Source organism: Microcoleus sp. MOSTC5, from assembly GCF_036701825.1.
In the GTDB taxonomy this organism is placed as follows: Bacteria; Cyanobacteriota; Cyanobacteriia; order Cyanobacteriales; family Microcoleaceae; genus Microcoleus; species Microcoleus asticus.
In genome coordinates this window covers 38456-56485 of sequence record NZ_JAUBRK010000042.1, presented here as the reverse complement: position 1 = coordinate 56485, position 18030 = coordinate 38456, and the positions used below count along the sequence as shown (strand labels likewise).

The 18030-nt window shown below is 46.5% G+C and carries 18 protein-coding genes; 8 read left to right on the top strand and 10 right to left on the bottom strand.

Translation table 11 applies throughout. The annotated features are described in order from the left end of the window. The first annotated feature begins 59 nt into the window (after positions 1-59). Entirely contained in the window at positions 60-836 is a 777-nt protein-coding gene (locus QUA54_RS22275) for an SDR family NAD(P)-dependent oxidoreductase (RefSeq protein WP_333202323.1), read from the top strand. Positions 837-1065: 229 nt separating this feature from the next. On the opposite strand, the gene cofG is transcribed toward QUA54_RS22275, so the two are convergent. Further along, positions 1066-2016 (bottom strand): 7,8-didemethyl-8-hydroxy-5-deazariboflavin synthase subunit CofG, encoded by a 951-nt coding sequence (gene cofG, locus QUA54_RS22270; protein WP_333416326.1) that lies wholly within the window; start codon positions 2014-2016, stop codon positions 1066-1068. 362 nt (positions 2017-2378) lie between these two features. Here cofG and psbA point away from each other — a divergent pair, with 362 nt between their 5' ends. Both psbA and QUA54_RS22260 read left to right on the top strand, forming a co-directional pair. After that, positions 2379-3461 (top strand): photosystem II q(b) protein, encoded by a 1083-nt coding sequence (gene psbA / locus QUA54_RS22265; RefSeq protein ID WP_172186093.1) that lies wholly within the window; start codon positions 2379-2381, stop codon positions 3459-3461. 432 nt (positions 3462-3893) lie between these two features. Beyond that, positions 3894-4679 carry a GerMN domain-containing protein gene (locus QUA54_RS22260; RefSeq protein WP_333416325.1) on the top strand — a complete coding sequence of 262 codons (786 nt, stop codon included), beginning with the start codon at positions 3894-3896 and terminating at the stop codon, positions 4677-4679. A gap of 115 nt (positions 4680-4794) precedes the next feature. Here the strand turns inward: QUA54_RS22260 and QUA54_RS22255 are convergent, their stop codons facing one another. From QUA54_RS22255 to efp, 3 genes are all read right to left on the bottom strand, one after another. Continuing rightward, positions 4795-5187, bottom strand: a complete 393-nt coding sequence (locus QUA54_RS22255) for an ArsR/SmtB family transcription factor (RefSeq protein ID WP_246277063.1) — start codon at positions 5185-5187, stop codon at positions 4795-4797. Between the two features lie 26 nt (positions 5188-5213). Further along, positions 5214-5771 carry an acetyl-CoA carboxylase biotin carboxyl carrier protein gene (gene accB, locus QUA54_RS22250; protein WP_333191820.1) on the bottom strand — a complete coding sequence of 186 codons (558 nt, stop codon included), beginning with the start codon at positions 5769-5771 and terminating at the stop codon, positions 5214-5216. Between the two features lie 200 nt (positions 5772-5971). After that, the gene (gene efp / locus QUA54_RS22245; RefSeq protein ID WP_333191822.1) at positions 5972-6529 is read right to left on the bottom strand and encodes an elongation factor P; all 558 of its coding nucleotides are present in this window, start codon (positions 6527-6529) and stop codon (positions 5972-5974) included. 381 nt (positions 6530-6910) lie between these two features. On the opposite strand from efp, the gene QUA54_RS22240 reads away from it, so the two are divergent. The 3 genes from QUA54_RS22240 (at position 6911) to thiL (ending at position 9783) form a co-directional block, all read left to right on the top strand. Further along, a complete protein-coding gene (locus tag QUA54_RS22240; RefSeq protein ID WP_333416324.1) occupies positions 6911-8035 on the top strand; it encodes a peptidylprolyl isomerase in 1125 nt (374 codons plus the stop codon). A 240-nt stretch (positions 8036-8275) separates the two neighbouring features. Then, positions 8276-8590 carry a hypothetical protein gene (locus QUA54_RS22235; protein WP_333416323.1) on the top strand — a complete coding sequence of 105 codons (315 nt, stop codon included), beginning with the start codon at positions 8276-8278 and terminating at the stop codon, positions 8588-8590. A gap of 32 nt (positions 8591-8622) precedes the next feature. Beyond that, positions 8623-9783, top strand: coding sequence for a thiamine-phosphate kinase (gene thiL / locus QUA54_RS22230; RefSeq protein ID WP_333416322.1), 1161 nt, complete (start codon positions 8623-8625; stop codon positions 9781-9783). Positions 9784-10037: 254 nt separating this feature from the next. On the opposite strand, the gene QUA54_RS22225 is transcribed toward thiL, so the two are convergent. From QUA54_RS22225 to QUA54_RS22215, 3 genes are all read right to left on the bottom strand, one after another. After that, positions 10038-10694: a hypothetical protein gene (locus QUA54_RS22225; protein ID WP_333416321.1), complete on the bottom strand. Its 657-nt coding sequence runs from the start codon at positions 10692-10694 to the stop codon at positions 10038-10040. Positions 10695-10979: 285 nt separating this feature from the next. Beyond that, positions 10980-12170 (bottom strand): cysteine desulfurase family protein, encoded by a 1191-nt coding sequence (locus tag QUA54_RS22220; RefSeq protein WP_333416320.1) that lies wholly within the window; start codon positions 12168-12170, stop codon positions 10980-10982. 81 nt (positions 12171-12251) lie between these two features. Next, on the bottom strand, positions 12252-12653 hold the full coding sequence (locus tag QUA54_RS22215; RefSeq protein ID WP_172187360.1) for a DUF7682 family zinc-binding protein: 402 nt from the start codon (positions 12651-12653) through the stop codon (positions 12252-12254). Between the two features lie 191 nt (positions 12654-12844). Here QUA54_RS22215 and QUA54_RS22210 point away from each other — a divergent pair, with 191 nt between their 5' ends. Both QUA54_RS22210 and QUA54_RS22205 read left to right on the top strand, forming a co-directional pair. Beyond that, the gene (locus tag QUA54_RS22210; protein WP_333416319.1) at positions 12845-14506 is read left to right on the top strand and encodes a phospholipase D-like domain-containing protein; all 1662 of its coding nucleotides are present in this window, start codon (positions 12845-12847) and stop codon (positions 14504-14506) included. A 199-nt stretch (positions 14507-14705) separates the two neighbouring features. Continuing rightward, positions 14706-15350 (top strand): hypothetical protein, encoded by a 645-nt coding sequence (locus QUA54_RS22205; protein WP_333416318.1) that lies wholly within the window; start codon positions 14706-14708, stop codon positions 15348-15350. A 136-nt stretch (positions 15351-15486) separates the two neighbouring features. Here QUA54_RS22205 and cax read toward each other — a convergent pair whose 3' ends face one another. The 3 genes from cax to QUA54_RS22190 all read right to left on the bottom strand — a co-directional run bounded on the left by cax (position 15487) and on the right by QUA54_RS22190 (position 17999). Next, complete coding sequence (gene cax / locus QUA54_RS22200; RefSeq protein ID WP_172187366.1) at positions 15487-16587, bottom strand: calcium/proton exchanger; 1101 nt, start codon at positions 16585-16587, stop codon at positions 15487-15489. A gap of 189 nt (positions 16588-16776) precedes the next feature. Beyond that, a complete protein-coding gene (locus tag QUA54_RS22195; protein WP_333416317.1) occupies positions 16777-17235 on the bottom strand; it encodes a hypothetical protein in 459 nt (152 codons plus the stop codon). Between the two features lie 140 nt (positions 17236-17375). After that, the gene (locus QUA54_RS22190; protein WP_333416316.1) at positions 17376-17999 is read right to left on the bottom strand and encodes a DUF6391 domain-containing protein; all 624 of its coding nucleotides are present in this window, start codon (positions 17997-17999) and stop codon (positions 17376-17378) included. Positions 18000-18030 lie beyond the last annotated feature (31 nt).

Here is an 18030-nt window from a genome sequence, read left to right as displayed (position 1 = left end):
CTATCTAGTATTATTTTTATGCTCTGCGATCGCCCAAAAAAATATTTATCTAAAAAAATATGAAACTTTCAGAAAAAGTTGCAGTAATTACCGGCGGTGGGTCGGGAATTGGTCATGCAGCAGCAATTTTAATGGCCAAGGAAGGCGCAAAAGTTGCTATTATCGATCACATTTTGGAAACGGGGCAAGAAACCGTCCGCCAGTTGGTCAATGAAGGAGGCTGCGGGCTGGCTATTGCCGCAGATGTTGGGGATTCTCAGCAAATGCAACAGGCATTTCAAACAATTTTTGACGAATATCAAAGAATTGATATTGTCTTTGCAAATGCGGGTATTAACGGTGTATGGTCGCCGATAGAGGAGATAGAACCCGAGGAGTGGGATCGGACAATTAACACCAACCTCAGAGGAACATTTTTGACTGTTAAGTATGCTGTTCCTCATCTGAAAAAACAAGGAGGTTCGATTGTCATTACATCATCAATTAATGGCACCAGAAGTTTCAGGAAAGTTGGCGCCACCGCCTACGCTTGTAGTAAAGCAGCCCAAGTAGCCTTTGCAAAAATGCTAGCGCTAGAACTTGCTCCCAGCCAAATCAGAGTCAATGTTATCTGTCCGGGTGGGGTGCTGACTGCGATTGAGGAAAGTACCACTAAGCGAAATCTCGATCGCATTCCAGTCGCACCTGATTCCATTCAAGACATGATTCCTTTGACTGATAATACCGCCGGTTCTAGCGAAGAAATCGCCCAATTAGTGTTCTTTCTGGTATCAGATGCCTCCAGCTTTACCACAGGTACTGAAGTCTGGATTGATGGGGGCGGTTCTTTGATTTAAAATCTCAATTGTTTATTTTTATCATATCAAATCTCGCTGCGCCGAATGATATAGAGGACACGGCAGTGCCGTGTCCCTACGACTGATCGCGGTAGGGAAACGGCAGTGCCGTGTCCTGATTTCGGGTAATATTAATTCCGATACAACCGGAATTGATATCACTCGGCGGTTGAAACCGCTGCTGCTATACAAACGAAGTCCGCCTCCGCCGACTAAGAAATTAGAATAATTAATGACTAATTCTGAATTGTTTTACAGCAGTTTGCAATGTCTGGGGCAGCCAATTATCGTACTGAGGATAAACAGGCAAACGCTGCACAAGTTGCCATCCCGATGCTGCTAAAATTTCTGTTAAAGTTTGGTGTTGCAAGTGAGGATAATCGGGATTAACTTCATCCAGCGGCCCGATTCCTCCTAAATCTCTAGCACCAGCTTCTAAACAAGCCAGCAATATGTCTGGCTGTGCAACTAAATTCGGCGGAATTTGTAGCCTGATTTCATCAGGTAAAATGCTGCGGGCGATCGCAATTACTTCCGGCATTCTTGTAGCATCAAAAACTTCCCCGTCCCAACTTTGCTGATTTCCCGGACTGTGCGGCTGGATGATAACTTCTTGAATGTGATTGTAACGCGAATGAATCCGGGCGATCGCCTCTAAAGTCTCGACCCAATCGCCCTCACTTTCCCCAATTCCCAGCAGCAAACCAGTTGTAAACGGAATCTTTAATTCCCCAGCCCATTCTAACTGTTGCAGCCGCAGCGCCGGCACTTTACTCGGTGCGTGTCGGTGAACCGTTTGTAACAAATCTCGGGCAAGCTGTTCTAGCATCAGCCCCATCGATACATTTACCTCTTTTAACTGTGCCATCTCCTGAAAGCTGAGCGGCCCCACATTAGTATGCGGCAAAAATCCCAGAGCAAGTGCCAGTTCGCACAAATCGTAAATCCGCTGCAACCAAGCTTTTCGCCGTTTACTTTGAGGATGTACCTCGCCGCTGAGGATGAGAATTTCAATTACACCTTGAGTTTGCAGGAAGTTGAGCTGTTTTTCGGCTTCTGGTAGCGTCAGCCAAGGACTTTGCAGGGGTTCGGCCCGAAAATTGCAATAGGTGCAGCGGTTAAAACACTCGTAAGTGGGAACCAGAGTATAAGCAGGGCTGTAGGTGACTGTGCGGGACATTTCTTGGGATTTTTATCGATCTGACTTGTGCAACAACATATATCTGTGCAGTGCGAGTTTTGCGATCGTCAACCGCAACCCTTCATCTATCTTAACAAGGATGCCTGTCCCGAATCTCGTTGCCCAGGTAGATTATGAGTATTCTTCATTTGTGGGCGATCGTCCGCAAATTCCGCTTTCTGCTTTTAAACTCCCGATACAGCAAGGCTTATGGCTTGGAATAAGCATAATTTATCTTAAGTATAAGAAAATTTGTGCTTAGAAGGCCTTTACAAACAGAAATAAAAGCTTTATCTTTATTTACATGGCGGAACACAAAGCCGTCACGAACATTGAAAACCAAATAAAGCAATCATAAAACCATGACCACAACCTTACAGCAGCGCGAAAGCGCCAACCTGTGGGATCAGTTTTGCAACTGGGTCACCAGCACCGAGAACCGCATTTATGTAGGTTGGTTCGGCGTCTTGATGATTCCCACCTTGCTCAGCGCCACCATCTGCTACATCATCGCCTTCATCGCTGCCCCTCCAGTGGACATCGACGGCATCCGCGAACCAGTAGCAGGTTCCTTGATGTACGGCAACAACATCATCACAGGTGCAGTTGTTCCTTCATCCAACGCCATCGGCTTGCACTTCTACCCAATCTGGGAAGCAGCTTCCCTCGATGAGTGGTTGTACAACGGCGGCCCCTACCAATTGGTAGTATTTCACTTCCTCATCGGCATTTTCTGCTACATGGGTCGTGAATGGGAACTGTCCTACCGCTTAGGTATGCGTCCTTGGATCTGCGTAGCTTACTCTGCACCAGTTGCAGCAGCCACCGCAGTATTCTTGATCTACCCCATCGGACAAGGTTCTTTCTCTGACGGTATGCCCTTGGGTATCTCCGGCACATTCAACTTCATGATCGTCTTCCAAGCCGAGCACAACATCCTGATGCACCCCTTCCACATGTTGGGAGTAGCTGGTGTCTTCGGTGGTTCTTTGTTCTCCGCCATGCACGGTTCTTTAGTTACCTCTTCCTTGGTTCGTGAAACAACCGAAACCGAATCCTTGAACTACGGTTACAAATTCGGTCAAGAAGAAGAAACCTACAACATCGTCGCAGCCCACGGCTACTTCGGTCGTTTGATTTTCCAATACGCTTCCTTCAACAACAGCCGTTCCTTGCACTTCTTGTTAGGTGCATGGCCAGTAGTCGGCATCTGGTTTACCGCTTTGGGTATCTCCACGATGGCTTTCAACTTGAACGGTTTCAACTTCAACCAATCGATTATCGACTCTCAAGGTCGTGTCATCAATACTTGGGCTGATGTCATCAACCGCGCTAACTTGGGTATGGAAGTCATGCACGAGCGCAACGCTCACAACTTCCCTCTCGACTTGGCTGCTGGTGAGACAACTCCCGTAGCAATGGTTGCTCCTTCTATCAACGGCTAAGTTTTAGTCCTTGATTGACAAAAAGCGCTCCTAGAAATAGGGGCGCTTTTTGTTTGGGGAAAAATATTTTTATCGACATCCTTTTTCCTTCTTCCTTCTATCCGTTACCCCCGTTACCCACATTACATCCATCCGTTGCCTTCCTTCTTCCTTTTTCTTTCTTCTTTCTTCCTTCATCCTTTAATTTTTTATGATTACTATAGAATATGGCCACTAAGCCGATCGAGAGACTGTGACATACTCCCACACTAAATCTCATATTATGGTCTAGGATTCCAATAGTCGGATTCAGAAAATGTTGGGCTTGCCATAAAGTGTTCGCTAGCAGCAATGCAATTGTGTCAATTCCAGAATCTAACCATAGACAAATGTAGCTGATCGGAGTCGCTCCTCACCGTCCCAAGCGCTCTATCTCTAAGGAGGATTTGTATTATGAAAGATGGACAAGAAGTACGCCGCGTCTCCACAGCAGTGATTGCCGGTGTTTGCGGGTTAGCTTTAGTGGCAGGAGGGGGCATTGCCTGGTGGACGGCGAACCGTTCGCCAACCCCTGCAGACACGCACTCTTCCGCTCCGACTACCGCTCCGGCGCTGTCCCCAAGTCCTGCGGAATCCCCTGCTGTAATTATCCCGGTACCCCCTCCAAATCCTGTCCAAGCGCCTACAGCTCAGACGCCTACCGCTCAGACGCCTACAGCTCAGACGCCTACCGCTCAGACGCCTAACGCTCAGACGCCTAACGCTCTGGTATCAAAGTTGCCTCAGCCCAAGCTTTTGCCGCAGCCGGCAGCCCAGACAGTGCAAGTCTACTGGGTTAAAGATGCCAGTGGCAAATTTGAGGGAGTTCCTACGAAAGTAGCTGTCAAACAAGCTGACAAGCCTGATGCAACTTTACAAGCTGCTTTTAACAGTTTGTTGGCCGGGCCCAAGGATGCAAATGTTTCTAGCGAAATTCCTAATGGGACAAAACTCCGGGGTTTGAGTGTCAAGAATGACGGAGTTTATGTCGATTTGTCGGCAGAATTTACTTCGGGGGGAGGTAGCAATTCAATGACTGGCCGGTTAGGGCAAGTTATCTATACGGCTACGAGTTTACAACCGAATACCAAGGTTTGGATTTCGGTGGAAGGCAAGCCTTTAGAACTTTTGGGTGGCGAAGGTTTGGAGGTGGCTCAGCCGAGTACCCGCCAAAGTTTTGACAAAAATTTTCCCCTTTAGTAATTATCAGCCATTAGTGAGAAGTCATTAGTTAGGAGTCATTAGTCATCGGTCTGAAGACAGAGAGTAGGGATTGATAACTGATGACTGATGACTGATGACTGGCGACTAATGTTTAGTGCTTGGTAGTCAGGCTAAATGCGCGAAAGTGTAGGGCTTGCTGTTCGATCCGGCTGGCAAGCCGATCGCACACCATATTACACAGCTCGAAAATTAACTCGTCCTGCACCTTATAATAGGCTGAAGTCCCTTCACTTCGGCGAGTAAGGATACCAGCTTGGAGCATGAGTTTTAGGTGCTTAGAAACATTGGCTTGACTCGTTTGAGTAGCTTCCACCAACTCTTGCACGCATTTTTCGCCGTCGCGAAGCAAGTTCAAAATTCGTAAACGCATTGGCTCGCTCAAAATACTGAAATACTCAGCAACTTGTTGCACAACCTCTTGCGGGACAGGCTGGGATGACTTCATCAAACTCACCGGAGAGAAGTGATCTGGAACTATTAGCATTTATTCCATAACAATAAAGTAATCTTTTAATCCGGATTAATTCGCATCAAAACTTGACCGTATTCCACAGGTTCCCCATTTTGAACTAAAATTTCCATCACTTGACCGGACACTTCATCAGCATCGATCTCGTTCATCAGCTTCATCGCTTCGATAATACAAACTGTCTGGCTGACCTTGATGCGATCGCCCACATTGACAAAAGGCGGCTCGTCGGGAGCAGCAGCGCGATAAAAGGTTCCTACCATCGGCGAGATAATTGGCACCCATTTCGTATCGACAGGAGCAGTCACGGCAGCAGGCACGGCGACTGGTGTGGCGGCAGGGGCCTCAGCCAGAGCTGCTCCTACATTTTGGTCAACAGCAGGAGGTGAGGCTAAGGTGGGGCTAGCAACAGCGCCCAACGCGCTCGGAGCGACTGTCGCCACGGCAGCAGGGAGCGCAGCAGCGGTGCCTGGTGAACTTGCCAGAATGCCTTTGCGCACTGTCAGTTCAAGATCCCCACTTTTTAAGGTCAGTTCCGAAATGCCTGTTTTGTCTAATACAGTTAGGAGTTCGCAAAGCTGGTTTAAGTCTAGTTGCACAGCAGATTCAAGGGTAATTGAGAATTGAAAATTGAAAATTGAAAATTGAAAATTAGGAATCCGGCGAAGCTTGGAGAATTCACCGAGTTTGGAGGGCAAAGGGATAGTTTTTAAGCTGTGAGCGATGAGTGTTGAATTTTGAATTCTTTAACTCATAACTCAGAACTAAAAACTAAAAACTCCCTTTTCCTCCGTCGTTTCTACTCTCGGCCGAGGTACTTGTCTTCACGAGTATCTATCCGAATCCGTTCTCCAATGGAAATAAATAGAGGCACCATAACCTGAGCTCCGGTGGAGACGATGGCTGGTTTGCTGCCACCGGTGGCAGTATCTCCTTTGACTCCCGGATCGGTTTGCAGCACTTCCAAAACAACAGAGTTGGGCAGTTCCACTTCCAGGATTTGGTCGTTCCAGCGAAGGATGTTGACTTCCATCCCTTCACTGAGGTACTTGACACGATCGCCTATTTGCTTGGCACTGAGGCGACTTTCCTCGTAAGTTTCCATATCCATAAAGACGAACTGGTCGCCCTCTTTATAGGTATGCTGCATCGCGCTCTTTTCCAAGTTGGCTTGAGGCATAGTCTCGCCCGCCCGGAAGGTTTGTTCTACTACGTTTCCGGTTTGGACGTTTTTTAATTTTGTCCGCACGAAAGCCGAGCCTTTTCCTGGCTTGACGTGGAGGAATTCGATAACCCGCCACACGCCGTTATTCCATTCAATTGAAACACCTGGTCGAAAGTCGTTACTGGAGATCATATAAATTTTTGCGGGCAATCCCGTCGCCTTGCCGGCACGGGGGAACTACAGTCAGTCGATTTTAGATTTTAGATTTTAGACTTTAGATTTACTCCACAGATGAATTTGGGAGATTGAACCTTGGTCTAAAATTTTGATCTCTCCACGACAGGAGTCTGGGGATTGTATCCGTTTTTGAGCGGCTCAAGTTAAAGCCGCAGTCTAGCTGACGGCATCCAAAAGCAATTGGCATTTTATTTTACCGTTCAAAGGGAGCAAGTGCTGTACAGAAAGCTAAAAAGCTCTCAAGGGAAGGAAGTTCGGCGACGAGCAGTGTACGCCAAACGGATAGAAGGCCGACAGCGCTGTGGGAAGATAATAGAGGCAATAAAAGTTAAAGTTATGTTGCATTGGCCTAATTTCTCGATCGATACGTGCAAGCGCTGGGTCAAAACCCTCGCTTTAGCACTCCTGCTGTTCTCTCTCGGACTGAGTTTCAGTCCAGTCTCCCATGCCAAACGCCCCAGCAGCAGTATGCCTGCTGGGAATGCGATTACCGACGGCCGAGCGCTGCTGCGCTTCGCTTTACCTATTGACAATCAGACTGTGCGAGATTTGCAAATCAGTCTCGAAGACATTGGCAACCACATACGGTCTAAACGTTGGGGGCCCATTAGCAGCGATGTCAGCAAGGCTTCCAGGATTCTCAACCTTCGGGAATCTGACATTTTAGCGAGTATTCCCGACGCCAAAAAGCCGGAAGCTGAGGTGCTACTTGCACAAGTCAAGGAGGGAATTGCTCAACTGGAAAAGGCTGTTGAGGCTAAAAACAAGGAAAAAGTGATTGACTTGAAACCCACAATCCTGGGTTCGGTAGGCGAAATCGAAGAGTTGATGGTGACAAAGTTTCCGTTTGAAGTGCCGGCAAAATATGCTAGTCTCCCTCAACTCAAAGGGCGCGCTACTGTAGCCGTACAAACTGAAAAAGGGGAAATTACTGTAGTGGTTGACGGCTACAGCGCGCCGGTTACGGCTGGTAATTTTGTGGATTTAGTCGATCGAGGTTTTTATGACGGTTTGCCGTTTATTCGATCGGAAGAATCCTACGTTTTGCAAACCGGAGACCCCGAAGGCAAGGAAGAGGGTTTTATTGACCCAGGTACTGGCCAATACCGGAATGTTCCGCTGGAAGTGCTCGTCAGAGACGAAAAGGAGCCTGTTTACGGGATTACTCTAGAAGATGCGGGGCGCTATCGCGACGAGCCTGTTTTGCCTTTTTCTGCTTTCGGTACTGTGGCAATGGCGCGCAAGGAAGCTGAACCCGACAGCGGTTCTTCTCAGTTTTTCTTTTTCTTGTTTGAACCTGAACTCACGCCCGCTGGCCTGAATCTGTTGGACGGCCGATATGCTGTTTTTGGTTACATGATTGAAGGAAAAGAAGTTTTGGAACAACTGAAGCAAGGAGACAAGATTGTATCTGCTAAGGTAGTTAAAGGAATAGAAAATTTGGTGCGACCTCAAGTTTAATTAATGACGGCAATTGAAATCGCTGCTTGTCAAAAGTGAAGGCGATTGAAATCGCTTCTGCACACACAAAGCCCGCCTGCGCGGGCTAAAAAAATCAATAGTGACAGCCATTGAAATCTTTTCTAAATAAAGGTGAAGGCGATTGAAATCGCTTCTGCACACACAAAGCCCGCTGAGGCGGGCTGCAAGAAGAGATAATTTTTATATTTCGTTATTGAAATCAGGAATTTAATCGAGAGTATGGCAATTTTAGAATTTTTATTGGTAATTGGTTTGGGCGGATTCGCAGGATTGTTGATTGTAAAAAATGTGAATGAAAGCAAGCAAAAGCAGCGGTTAGATGAGGCTTTTTATCAGTTGTTGGAAACTCAAAAGAGTCAGGTTTCGCTGATACAACTGGCCGCTAATGCTAGGGTTGAGGCCGAAGTTGCTCAGCAGTATTTAACTCGGCAAGTGAAGATTTTTTCGGCAATTTTAGAGGTAGATGATGAAGGGGATACTTTTTATAGGTTTCCTAGGTTGCGCTTGCCGCCGAGTTCCGGTAAGGAATGGTGAAGTGAGAAAGTGCGATCGACTAATTCCAAATTATGAAAGTTAAAGATATCGGTGAACAAGGTCTTTTAAGAATATTGCAAAAATTCTGCCCCGCAGAGATAGTGGGTGATGATTGCGCTGTGATGCCTACAAATCCCAACCAATCTCTCGCTATTACTACAGATATGTTGGTGGATGGAGTGCATTTTAGCGATCGCACTACGGGGCCTTATTACGCAGGATGGCGCGCCGCAGCGGCAAATTTGTCGGATCTGGCTGCGATGGGAGCAACGCCTCTGGCGGTGACTGTAGCCCTTGCTGTGGCGTCGGATACGGCTGTGGAGTGGGTTGAAGAGTTTTATCGAGGGATGACGGCTTGCTTGCAAGAATATCATACGCCGATCGTCGGTGGCGATGTTGTGCGATCGCCCGTGGTGACGGTGGCGATTACGGCTTTCGGACAAGTTGAGCGCGATCGTACCATTAGTCGGTCAAATGCGCGATCTGATTGGGCGATTGTGGCTACTGGGGTTCACGGAGCCTCCCGCGCGGGATTAGAATTGCTGTTAAATCCAGAATTCGGGCAAAATCTTACAGAAGTCGATCGAGCTTCTTTAATTCTCGCTCACCAGTGCCCTAAACCGAGGCTGGATGTTTTGCCGGTTGTTTGGGAAATTTTAGGTTCCGAAGGCGCGATGGAACCCCCCCTCAGTTCCCCCCTTGCTAAGGGGAGGAAGCAAGAGTCCAATTCTCCAGGTGCGATGGAACCCCCCCTCAGTCCCCCCCTTGCTAAGGGGGGGAAGCAAGAGTCCAATTCTCCCCCCCTTAGCAAGGGGGGGCCGGGGGGGGTTAAATCCCCAATTGCAATCGCCGGAATGGACAGCAGCGACGGTTTAGCTGATGCGATTATTCAAATTTGTCGGGCTAGCGGTGTTGGCGCAAAAGTCGATCGCACAAAAATACCAATTCCCGATATTTTCAGCGAAATTGTATCAACCGAAAAAGCTTTAGATTGGGCATTATACGGCGGCGAAGACTTCGAGTTAGTGCTGTTTTTGCCGATCGCAAATGCTCAGTTATTAGTGGAAAAAATAGGAAACGGAGCCGCGATTGTGGGAATCACTACGGAGAGCACCGATATCTGGTTGACTGATAGCAGCGGTATTTACCCTGATATTGTATTAAAGCTCGATAGAGGATTTCAACACTTCTGAATTATCTCTGAACCCGCATAGACAACTGCCAGATTATTTTGTGTCGTTTGCCATTGTTCGGAAAAGCATCGCGGGTGCGGACTTCTAATGCCGCCGTGTAAAATGCGATCGCCCGTTATATCAATTCCGGCTAGGCCGGAATGATATAGAGGACACGGCAGTGCCGTGTCCCTACGCCAGATTTATTGTAGGGACACGGCACTGCCGTGTCCTGATTTTGGGTGATATTAATTCCGATGCAACCGGAATTGATATTACTGATTTTCCGCCAGCGAATCGTTGATTCTGTTATTGTAGGCAATAGCCAGATTATTTTGAGTTTGCGTCCATTTTTCGCTTCCTGGTTCCCGATTATTTAAAACTATTTGATAACCTGTAATGGCAATTTCAATATTGTTAGCTCTATTACCGCTGGGAAAGTCACTAATATGAACACTCAAATTTTCAATCAGGCTGATAATTGAGTTAATTGTTTCTGAGTTTTCGCCGTCAATTAACTTGTGGGATACTTGCTGTAAAATCTCGGCAAAACGGGCATTGAGGAGATGTTGCCGTTGTTCGAGCATGGGGTAAACTACTGCAATATCGCTATTACTATCTTGTTCGGATCGCAATAATTCTAGGAAAAAGTTTGCATACTCTTGGAAATTTTCACTTTCAGAGTTATTGCTATCTCCGTCATCGTTCGTATCGATGAATTGCCATAGCTGACTGGCCAGATTTCGCAGGAAATTAGCGCCATTCTCGCCTCCTTGTTCTGCCAAGGTTGATGCTACTAACTCGCAAGTTTCCAGAAATCCGCGATCGAGCAATTCTGAGTTATCCTGTAATATCTGCGGTTCCTCTCCGTTGGGGCAATTCAGCAGGGTGTGAATTAATTGCAGATAGGCTTGAGCGCGGTTTTCTTCCATTGTGGGGAGTTGTGAATAACACCGGGATTTATTTTATCATGATTGGGGGTGGGTTTTTGGGTTTGTTTCTGATTTTTGATGATTTTGACCAAGATTTTCTTGATGGTACAAGCCCCCGGATTTATCCGTGGAATCAATCCAAAATCTAAAATCTAAAATCCTCAAGCCCCCGAATTTATCCGTGGAATCAATCCAAAATCCAAAATCTAAAATCTAAAATCGAATGACCGCAGATGTTGGCGGATGGACGCGGATAAATACGGTTATCTGGGCTTGCAGTTAATGTTAACGCTTACATAATGCTACTTTGGGCATTAATCTATCCAAAATTTGCTCGATCGCAATTACTGTCCAATCAATATCAGCTTCTGTGGTTTCTCGTCCGAGAGTCAAGCGAATTCCACCAACGGCGCCGCTTTCGTCATATCCCATTGCTAATAATATCGGACTGGGAGTTAGTTTCCCGCTGCTACAAGCAGAACCGGAACTAATGCCAATTCCTGCTAAATTTAGCTGCCGCACCAGAGTTTTGCCTGTGATTCGCTCTGTATCTCTCTTTTGGTAAGGGCGGCAGGAAGGGGAGACGATGCAAAAACTGACGTGGTGCGGCAGCCGACAATATCGATCGCCTGTTGGTACTAAACTGGGGACATGAGCTAATAGGTCAAAAAGCCGATCGCGCAATCCAATTAACCTCGGCGTTTCCACATCTATTTCCTGCAATGCTAACTCCGCCGCCACCCCAAAACCGACGATTGCCGGCAGCGCTTGCGTCCCGGATCGCAGTTTCAATTCTTGGCCGCCACCGCCTAACATTGGCACTAATTCTATTCCTTGACGCACGTAAAGCGCCCCCGCACCTTGCGGCCCGTAAAGTTTGTGACTGGAAACCGAAAGCAAGTCTACGGGCAATTTCTGCACGTCAATCGGCAGCTTGCCGGCAACTTGAACTGCATCGGTATGAAACATGATATTGCGATCGCGCGCAATTTGTCCCAAGGCCTCTATTGGTTGCAGCGTCCCAACTTCGCTTTGTCCGTAAATAATTGAAATTAACACTGTATTCGATCGCAGCGACTCTTGCAAATCCAAAGGATGAATTCGCCCAAATTTATCCACCGGTAGGCGCGTCACTTCCCATCCCAACTGTTCGAGTTGTCGCGCCGGTTCTGCTACTGCGGAATGCTCTACGCTGGAGATAATAATATGCTGCGGCTTTGTATAAAGACGAGCAATTCCCATAATTGCCAAATTGTCCGCTTCAGTGCCGCCGCTGGTAAAAATTATCGATTCCGGTAGCGCGTTAATCAAGCTAGCAACCTGCATTCTCGCTAATTCTAAAGCTGTCGCCGCCCTTTGTCCCCACTCGTGCAAGCTGGAAGGATTTCCCCACTGCTGAGTCAGGGCTATTTGCATGGCTTGAATCGCTTCTGGGCGCGGTGGCGTTGTGGCGCTATAGTCGAGGTAAATTTGCATGATTTTAAATAACTAATTAATGAATGTTGACTGTTGACGGTTGACTGTTGTGAGTGGCTACCAATAATTAATAACCAATAACTAACTTCCTGGTTTGCAGACGTTGTAGTCTTCGTGCGACAAAACTTTTTGGGGAATTAAAAAAGTGCCGCAATCTTCACAAAGCATTCTGTAGTTGCGCGTTACAGGAATACTGACGATCAAACGGTTGTGACGCAGGCGTTTGCCGCCGAAATCTCTGTAATTCTTATTTTCTCCCAAAGCTGCTATAATGGCGCGAGCTTTAGTGACTACGTGGTCTGGCAGACCTCTGAGATCGATGATATCTCTAGCAAATGATGCTTCCCTCCGTTGTTTTTTGGTTTGTTTTTCTGCCAGCTCTTCAACGTAATGCTGCTGGGCTACCAACTCTTGCGTGCAGCGATGGCACGCTTTACCATATCCTTTGTGACCGCACGGAAAAATTCTTTTTCTTTTAGCCATAAAGCAGGGGTATCGGGTTTGACCCACGCCCCTGATTGCTGCTACCCTACCAGTGATGCTTCCGGCATCGAGGCAGTTCTACAAGACGCAAAATCTCTTCCCTTGCATAAATTTAATAAGTTGTAACTTTACTTGCTCCCATAGCTTTGAACTGTCGGAAGGCTAATAACCTCTATATTTTTTAAAATTTTGTGGCTGTATTGTATTATCATTTACTCGGTTTCTGTTGTGCTGGGCTGCTGGCGATCAATCTGGCGGGCTGTGGACAAACAAAGCAAGACGTGCAGAATTTACCTCTGAGTCTGGCTCCATTGCCTCAAGACCCCTTGTTGCAAGTATACTTCAATCAGTCGATCGCTTCGAGTTATACAGAGCCTTACCGCCAGCAAACTAGATTTGGAGATGATTTGGAAAAGTTGGTCACTGTTGCGATCGCCAGTGCTGGATCGACGTTAGATGTAGCAGTTCAGGAGTTTCGCTTGCCCAGTATTGCGAGGGTTTTGGCCGCTCGGCAGCGATCGGGAATTAAAGTGAGATTAATTGTCGAACAGATGTATAGTCGCCCTTGGAGCGATTTTACAGCCCAGGAGTTGGCGAAATTACCGGAAAGAGAGCGCGATCGTTATAGCGAATTTGTCCAACTTGCTGATACCAATAAAGATGGTAAATTGACTGCCGATGAAATCAAGCAAAACGATGCTTTGGTAATTGTCAAAGATGCAGGAATTCCTGTAATTGACGATACTGCTGACGGCAGTAAAGGCAGCGATTTGATGCACCACAAATTTGTGGTAATTGACGGCAAAACCGTAATCGTCACTTCTGCTAATTTTACCACAAGCGATATACACGGCGATTTCAAGACAGCAGCAAGTCGCGGCAATGCGAACAATTTGCTGAAAATTGAAAATGCTCGAGTAGCGCAACTATTTACTCAAGAATTTAACCTGATGTGGGGCGACGGGCCCGGAGGCAAACCGGACAGCAAATTTGGCATCAAAAAGCCGTTTCGTCAAGTACAAAAAGTGAGAGTAGGGAATGCGACAGTTGCGGTGCAATTTTCGCCGACAACTGCGACTTTGCCTTGGGAAAAAAGCGTCAACGGTTTGATAAATCGAACTTTGGGTAGTGCGAAAAAGTCGGTTGATTTGGCACTGTTTGTATTTTCGGCTCAGCGGTTGTCAAATACTCTGGAAATTGAAGCTAGGCGAGGAGTTGCGGTGCGAGCTTTAATTGACTCTAATTTTATTTATCGCTCTTACAGTGAAGGTTTGGATATGATGGGTGCGACTTTCATCCAAGATTGCAAGTTAGAAGCTGACAATCGCCCTTGGAGAAAGCCGCTGACTACGGTGGGAGTGCCGCTGTTACCAATGGGCGATCGCCTGCACCACAAATTCGGCGTTGTGGACGGCAAAACTGTGCTTACAGGTTCTCACAACTGGAGTGAGGCCGCAAATCACGGGAATGACGAGACGCTGCTGGCGATCGAGAGTCCCACGGTTGCAGCCCATTTTGAGCGGGAGTTCGATCGGCTTTACAAAGGTGCAATCTTGGGAATTCCCGCCCGAATCAAACAGAAAATTGACGCTAAGAAAAAAGAGTGCGATTCACTACAAGCAGCATCAAAATCTGCGATCGCTAAACCTCAAATTGCTGGTCAAAAGTTAGTTAATTTGAATGCAGCGAGTCAGGAAGAATTAGAAACCTTGCCCGGGGTTGGCCCGAAGTTAGCCGAGAGAATTATTGCAGCGCGGCAACAGCAACCTTTTACCTCTTTGGAGGATGCAGAACGAGTGCAGGGAGTCGGGGAAAAACTATTAGAAAAATGGCGCGATCGAGTAACTTGGTAGTTAAGTTCGTACTCAGGACTTTATTCATGACTCTACCAAGTTCGCAGTCAGGACTTCAGTTTTTACTTTCGCCACTCAACATCAAGGACTAAAGTCCTGACTATAAAACTATCCGAGCGACTTTGACAACATATCTGCTCTCAAGCTAAAATAATAACTTGTAAACAAAAGGCTATCTATTAACATTAGAGGTAGAGAAATGAAACAGGCCAGATTTTTTACAGGGAGGCCACAAATTAAATTTCTAGCTATTTTGCTGGGGGCAATTTTTTTGACGCTAGCAGCTTTCACAGTCAGCGCCCAGCAGACTAACGAAGCACAATTTAGGGTCAAAAACGAAAATAGTTTTAATATTAATTTGATTCAATTTAAGCGCACTGAATATGTAGGTGCGTGTGCCGGTACTGCGATCTCCCCTGATTCGCAAAGCGCTCGATTTGTTTCCAGCAAGACTCCTCCCGGCCCTAACAGAAGGGTGGTGATTAAAAATGTGACTGAGGGCATGGAAACTAACCCCTATCCTTACACAGACAGAGGTTACAACAAAGGTGAGTTTTCCGAGGATTTTGGATTTAAGTTGGCTAACAGTCACAAAATAAGAACTTTTTCGGTTTTAGAGGGAGAAAATAAGTTTCTCTATGAAATTAAAGAAAATAATCAAGTTATAGACCAGGGTGGGCTTACCGCTGAAGTGTCTATACAAAATTTGGGTATTTTTCCCCGTCAGCAAATTTGTGAAGATAAGGTAGAATGTCGGGATACTTCTGATTGTCGCGACAGTAAAGGCAGAAAAAGAAGTTGCAGACGACAGTGTTTTCCTGTTCAAAAGTGTACCTGTCCGTAATTACTTTGATCCCAAAAATTATTTTCTTTAATTAACGGCAGAAGACAAAGAGAAATAAAAAATCAGAAAAAAGATAAGTTATTTTCAAGGAAGAAAGGCAACCACGCACGATTGCCCTTCCAATAAAATTGTTGCTTCAAGTAATGGGGTGAAAGTAAAATGCTGCTCCTAACACGATATATGTGGCTAAAAGCAGCACTCCTTCTAGCCAATTAGAGCGCCCGTCAATACTGATTAGATTGGCAATTGTCACTGCAATGGCAACTGCAACTACTTCAAACGGATTGAAGTTTAAATCCATCGGCTGATGAATTACTAATCCGATAATCACCAACACCGGCGCTACCAGCAAAGCAACTAGCAAACTCGAACCCATCGCGACAGAAACTGACAAATCCATATTGTTTTTCATCGCAACTCCCACCGCAGTTACATATTCGGCCGCGCCACCAACAATCGGCAAGAGAATTACCCCTGTAAACAGCGGCGTCAATCCCAATCCTTTGGTAGTTTCTTCGACAACGCCAACGAAAATTTCTGATTCAAAAGCAACGGCAACAGTTGAGGCAACTAGCACTCCTATCCACAGCCACAAATTAGGTTTGTGCGTAGTAGATTCCTCTTTTGTATTTTGAGGATTTTCTGACTCTAGTTCTAGTAAGCCGACTTCGTAAAGATAGCTGTGAGTTTTTAATGAAAATAGCAGAGTTAAAGCGTAAACTGCAATTAGGACGATCGCAGTTATTAAGGAAAGATTCTCTATAGCTGCGGGTTCGACTCCATTGGAGGTGTATATTACCATTGTTGGCAGCAGAATTGCAATCACTGCTAGAGTCATTGTGGAACCGTTCACCCGCGCGATAATTGGCTTAAATTCTTGTTCTTTGTAGCGTATGCCTCCTAGCAGCATGGAAAATCCCATGACTAAGAGTAAGTTGCTGATAATTGTGCCGGTTATGCTGGCTTTCACAATGTCAATTAAGCCGGCTTTCAGGGCAACTATGGCAATAATTAATTCTGTAGCATTGCCGAAGACTGCATTTAATAAGCCACCTATGGAGGGGCCTGTAACGATCGCCACTTCTTCTGTTGCTGTGCTCAACCAAATAGCCAGAGGTATAATGCCTAAAGCGGATGTGATGAAAACTGCGAGGGAGCCCCAGTGCAAATACTCAGCGGCGATGGAAATGGGGATGAAAATTAACAGCGCTATGGAAAGAATTTTTTTGATTGACATAGGAACTCGGATGGTGTACGGCAGTGTGAGGTCGAGTTGTCGGAGCGATCGCCAAGTTGAGTTTACATGATTCAACTGTTGCCTGACAATTCCTGGGGCAAGGGCGATTGGACGTTTTAACCCCAGATGCACACAGATTAACGCAGACAGATATTTAATGAAGGTTAATTTTTTAAACTTGCCAGTTTTCTATCTGAGAAAAAGTCCGCCGTCATTCCGAATCCTTAAAGATGTTTTATCCAAACCTAAATCATTCGTCTCGTCTAATCTTACTTCTACTGTTCCTTCGCCAACAGGTTTCAAACTGGGTTTCAATAATGCGCCATCTGGTCGCCTAAATACAATTGAGGCTGGTAGTGTCAATGCTGGCAGCGCGACTGTTGAATTTTCTGCTAAACTGCGGCGGTTAGTCTGTCCAGCTACCTGATAAAATAGTCGATCGTTGGTTTTATTTGTTAATCTAACATTGACTTTGCCATTGACGGGAACTATCTTGCCGTCAGGAGCTATTTCTGGTTGGTTAGTTTGGGATATTTCGCCAGCAAAACTCGCATTGTGCGTGAAAGGCAAAAAACTGTTGCCTGGTACGGCTAAGCTGACAGCCAGTAGACTTGCCACCCAGGTTTTGTCGATCGCTAATTTGCACATTTATTTTTTTTGTTAGATGAAGTACGCGCGTGCGAAGCTATCCCGAAGGGAATCGCCCTGGCTTCAAAGCACTAATTAAACGAAGGAAGAAGCAAGAAGGAAGAAGCAAGATTTTCTCTACTCTCCCCCTCCCGCAACAGCTATTCAACCCAACGCACCCGCACAAAATGAGCTTCGCGTCCCCAGAAGTCGTGACTTAAAGTAATATCAACAACACCTAAATTAAACGGAATAGCAGTTGTGACGTAACGCTGAGCCAGAGCTCCCACATCAGGAGCTAACTGAGCCGCCGCCGCTGCCGCAGCTCCCAAACCTAAAAGTTGCAGAATGGGCCCCCGGGGCAGGGCTAAATTGATGCCGACAGCAAGTCCAGCAGTCAGTAGCATTCCCACCGACAAATTCGTGCCGCAGCGGGGATGTACAGCTAAATCCCACTCTCCGCTGGCAATCCGCTGCAAAGCCTCGCGCACTGCCTGACGCAACTGTGCAATGTTAACGCGACCGTAAAGATAAAATCCTTGGTCTGTGGACATCCCGCCCAATAAATCATTATCGGCTCTTGCTGTCGCCGTACCGCCAGATTGGCTGAGTACCCAAACCGTAGCGTGTTCCAAAGCATGAACTTGGCGCAAAGTCAAGACTTCCTTCAAACCGGGCACAAAATTGAGTTGTTGCAACAAATCAGCATCTTGAGTCCGCTGCGGGGCAAAGTCGAAGGGAAATTGGCCGGTGCGCCAAGAACTAGAAGCAGCATTTGTCGTCATCTCAAAACGCCTCCACTGATGTCAGATGTTA

Coding starts and splice junctions, on each gene's coding strand:
- QUA54_RS22275 (WP_333202323.1), top strand. CDS start 60: ATGAAACTTTCAGAAAAAGTTGCAGTAATTACCGGCGGTGGGTCGGGA.
- cofG (WP_333416326.1), bottom strand. CDS start 2,016: ATGTCCCGCACAGTCACCTACAGCCCTGCTTATACTCTGGTTCCCACT.
- psbA (WP_172186093.1), top strand. CDS start 2,379: ATGACCACAACCTTACAGCAGCGCGAAAGCGCCAACCTGTGGGATCAG.
- QUA54_RS22260 (WP_333416325.1), top strand. CDS start 3,894: ATGAAAGATGGACAAGAAGTACGCCGCGTCTCCACAGCAGTGATTGCC.
- QUA54_RS22255 (WP_246277063.1), bottom strand. CDS start 5,187: ATGCTAATAGTTCCAGATCACTTCTCTCCGGTGAGTTTGATGAAGTCA.
- efp (WP_333191822.1), bottom strand. CDS start 6,529: ATGATCTCCAGTAACGACTTTCGACCAGGTGTTTCAATTGAATGGAAT.
- QUA54_RS22240 (WP_333416324.1), top strand. CDS start 6,911: ATGTTGCATTGGCCTAATTTCTCGATCGATACGTGCAAGCGCTGGGTC.
- QUA54_RS22235 (WP_333416323.1), top strand. CDS start 8,276: ATGGCAATTTTAGAATTTTTATTGGTAATTGGTTTGGGCGGATTCGCA.
- thiL (WP_333416322.1), top strand. CDS start 8,623: ATGAAAGTTAAAGATATCGGTGAACAAGGTCTTTTAAGAATATTGCAA.
- QUA54_RS22225 (WP_333416321.1), bottom strand. CDS start 10,694: ATGGAAGAAAACCGCGCTCAAGCCTATCTGCAATTAATTCACACCCTG.
- QUA54_RS22220 (WP_333416320.1), bottom strand. CDS start 12,170: ATGCAAATTTACCTCGACTATAGCGCCACAACGCCACCGCGCCCAGAA.
- QUA54_RS22215 (WP_172187360.1), bottom strand. CDS start 12,653: ATGGCTAAAAGAAAAAGAATTTTTCCGTGCGGTCACAAAGGATATGGT.
- QUA54_RS22205 (WP_333416318.1), top strand. CDS start 14,706: ATGAAACAGGCCAGATTTTTTACAGGGAGGCCACAAATTAAATTTCTA.
- cax (WP_172187366.1), bottom strand. CDS start 16,587: ATGTCAATCAAAAAAATTCTTTCCATAGCGCTGTTAATTTTCATCCCC.
- QUA54_RS22195 (WP_333416317.1), bottom strand. CDS start 17,235: ATGTGCAAATTAGCGATCGACAAAACCTGGGTGGCAAGTCTACTGGCT.
- QUA54_RS22190 (WP_333416316.1), bottom strand. CDS start 17,999: ATGACGACAAATGCTGCTTCTAGTTCTTGGCGCACCGGCCAATTTCCC.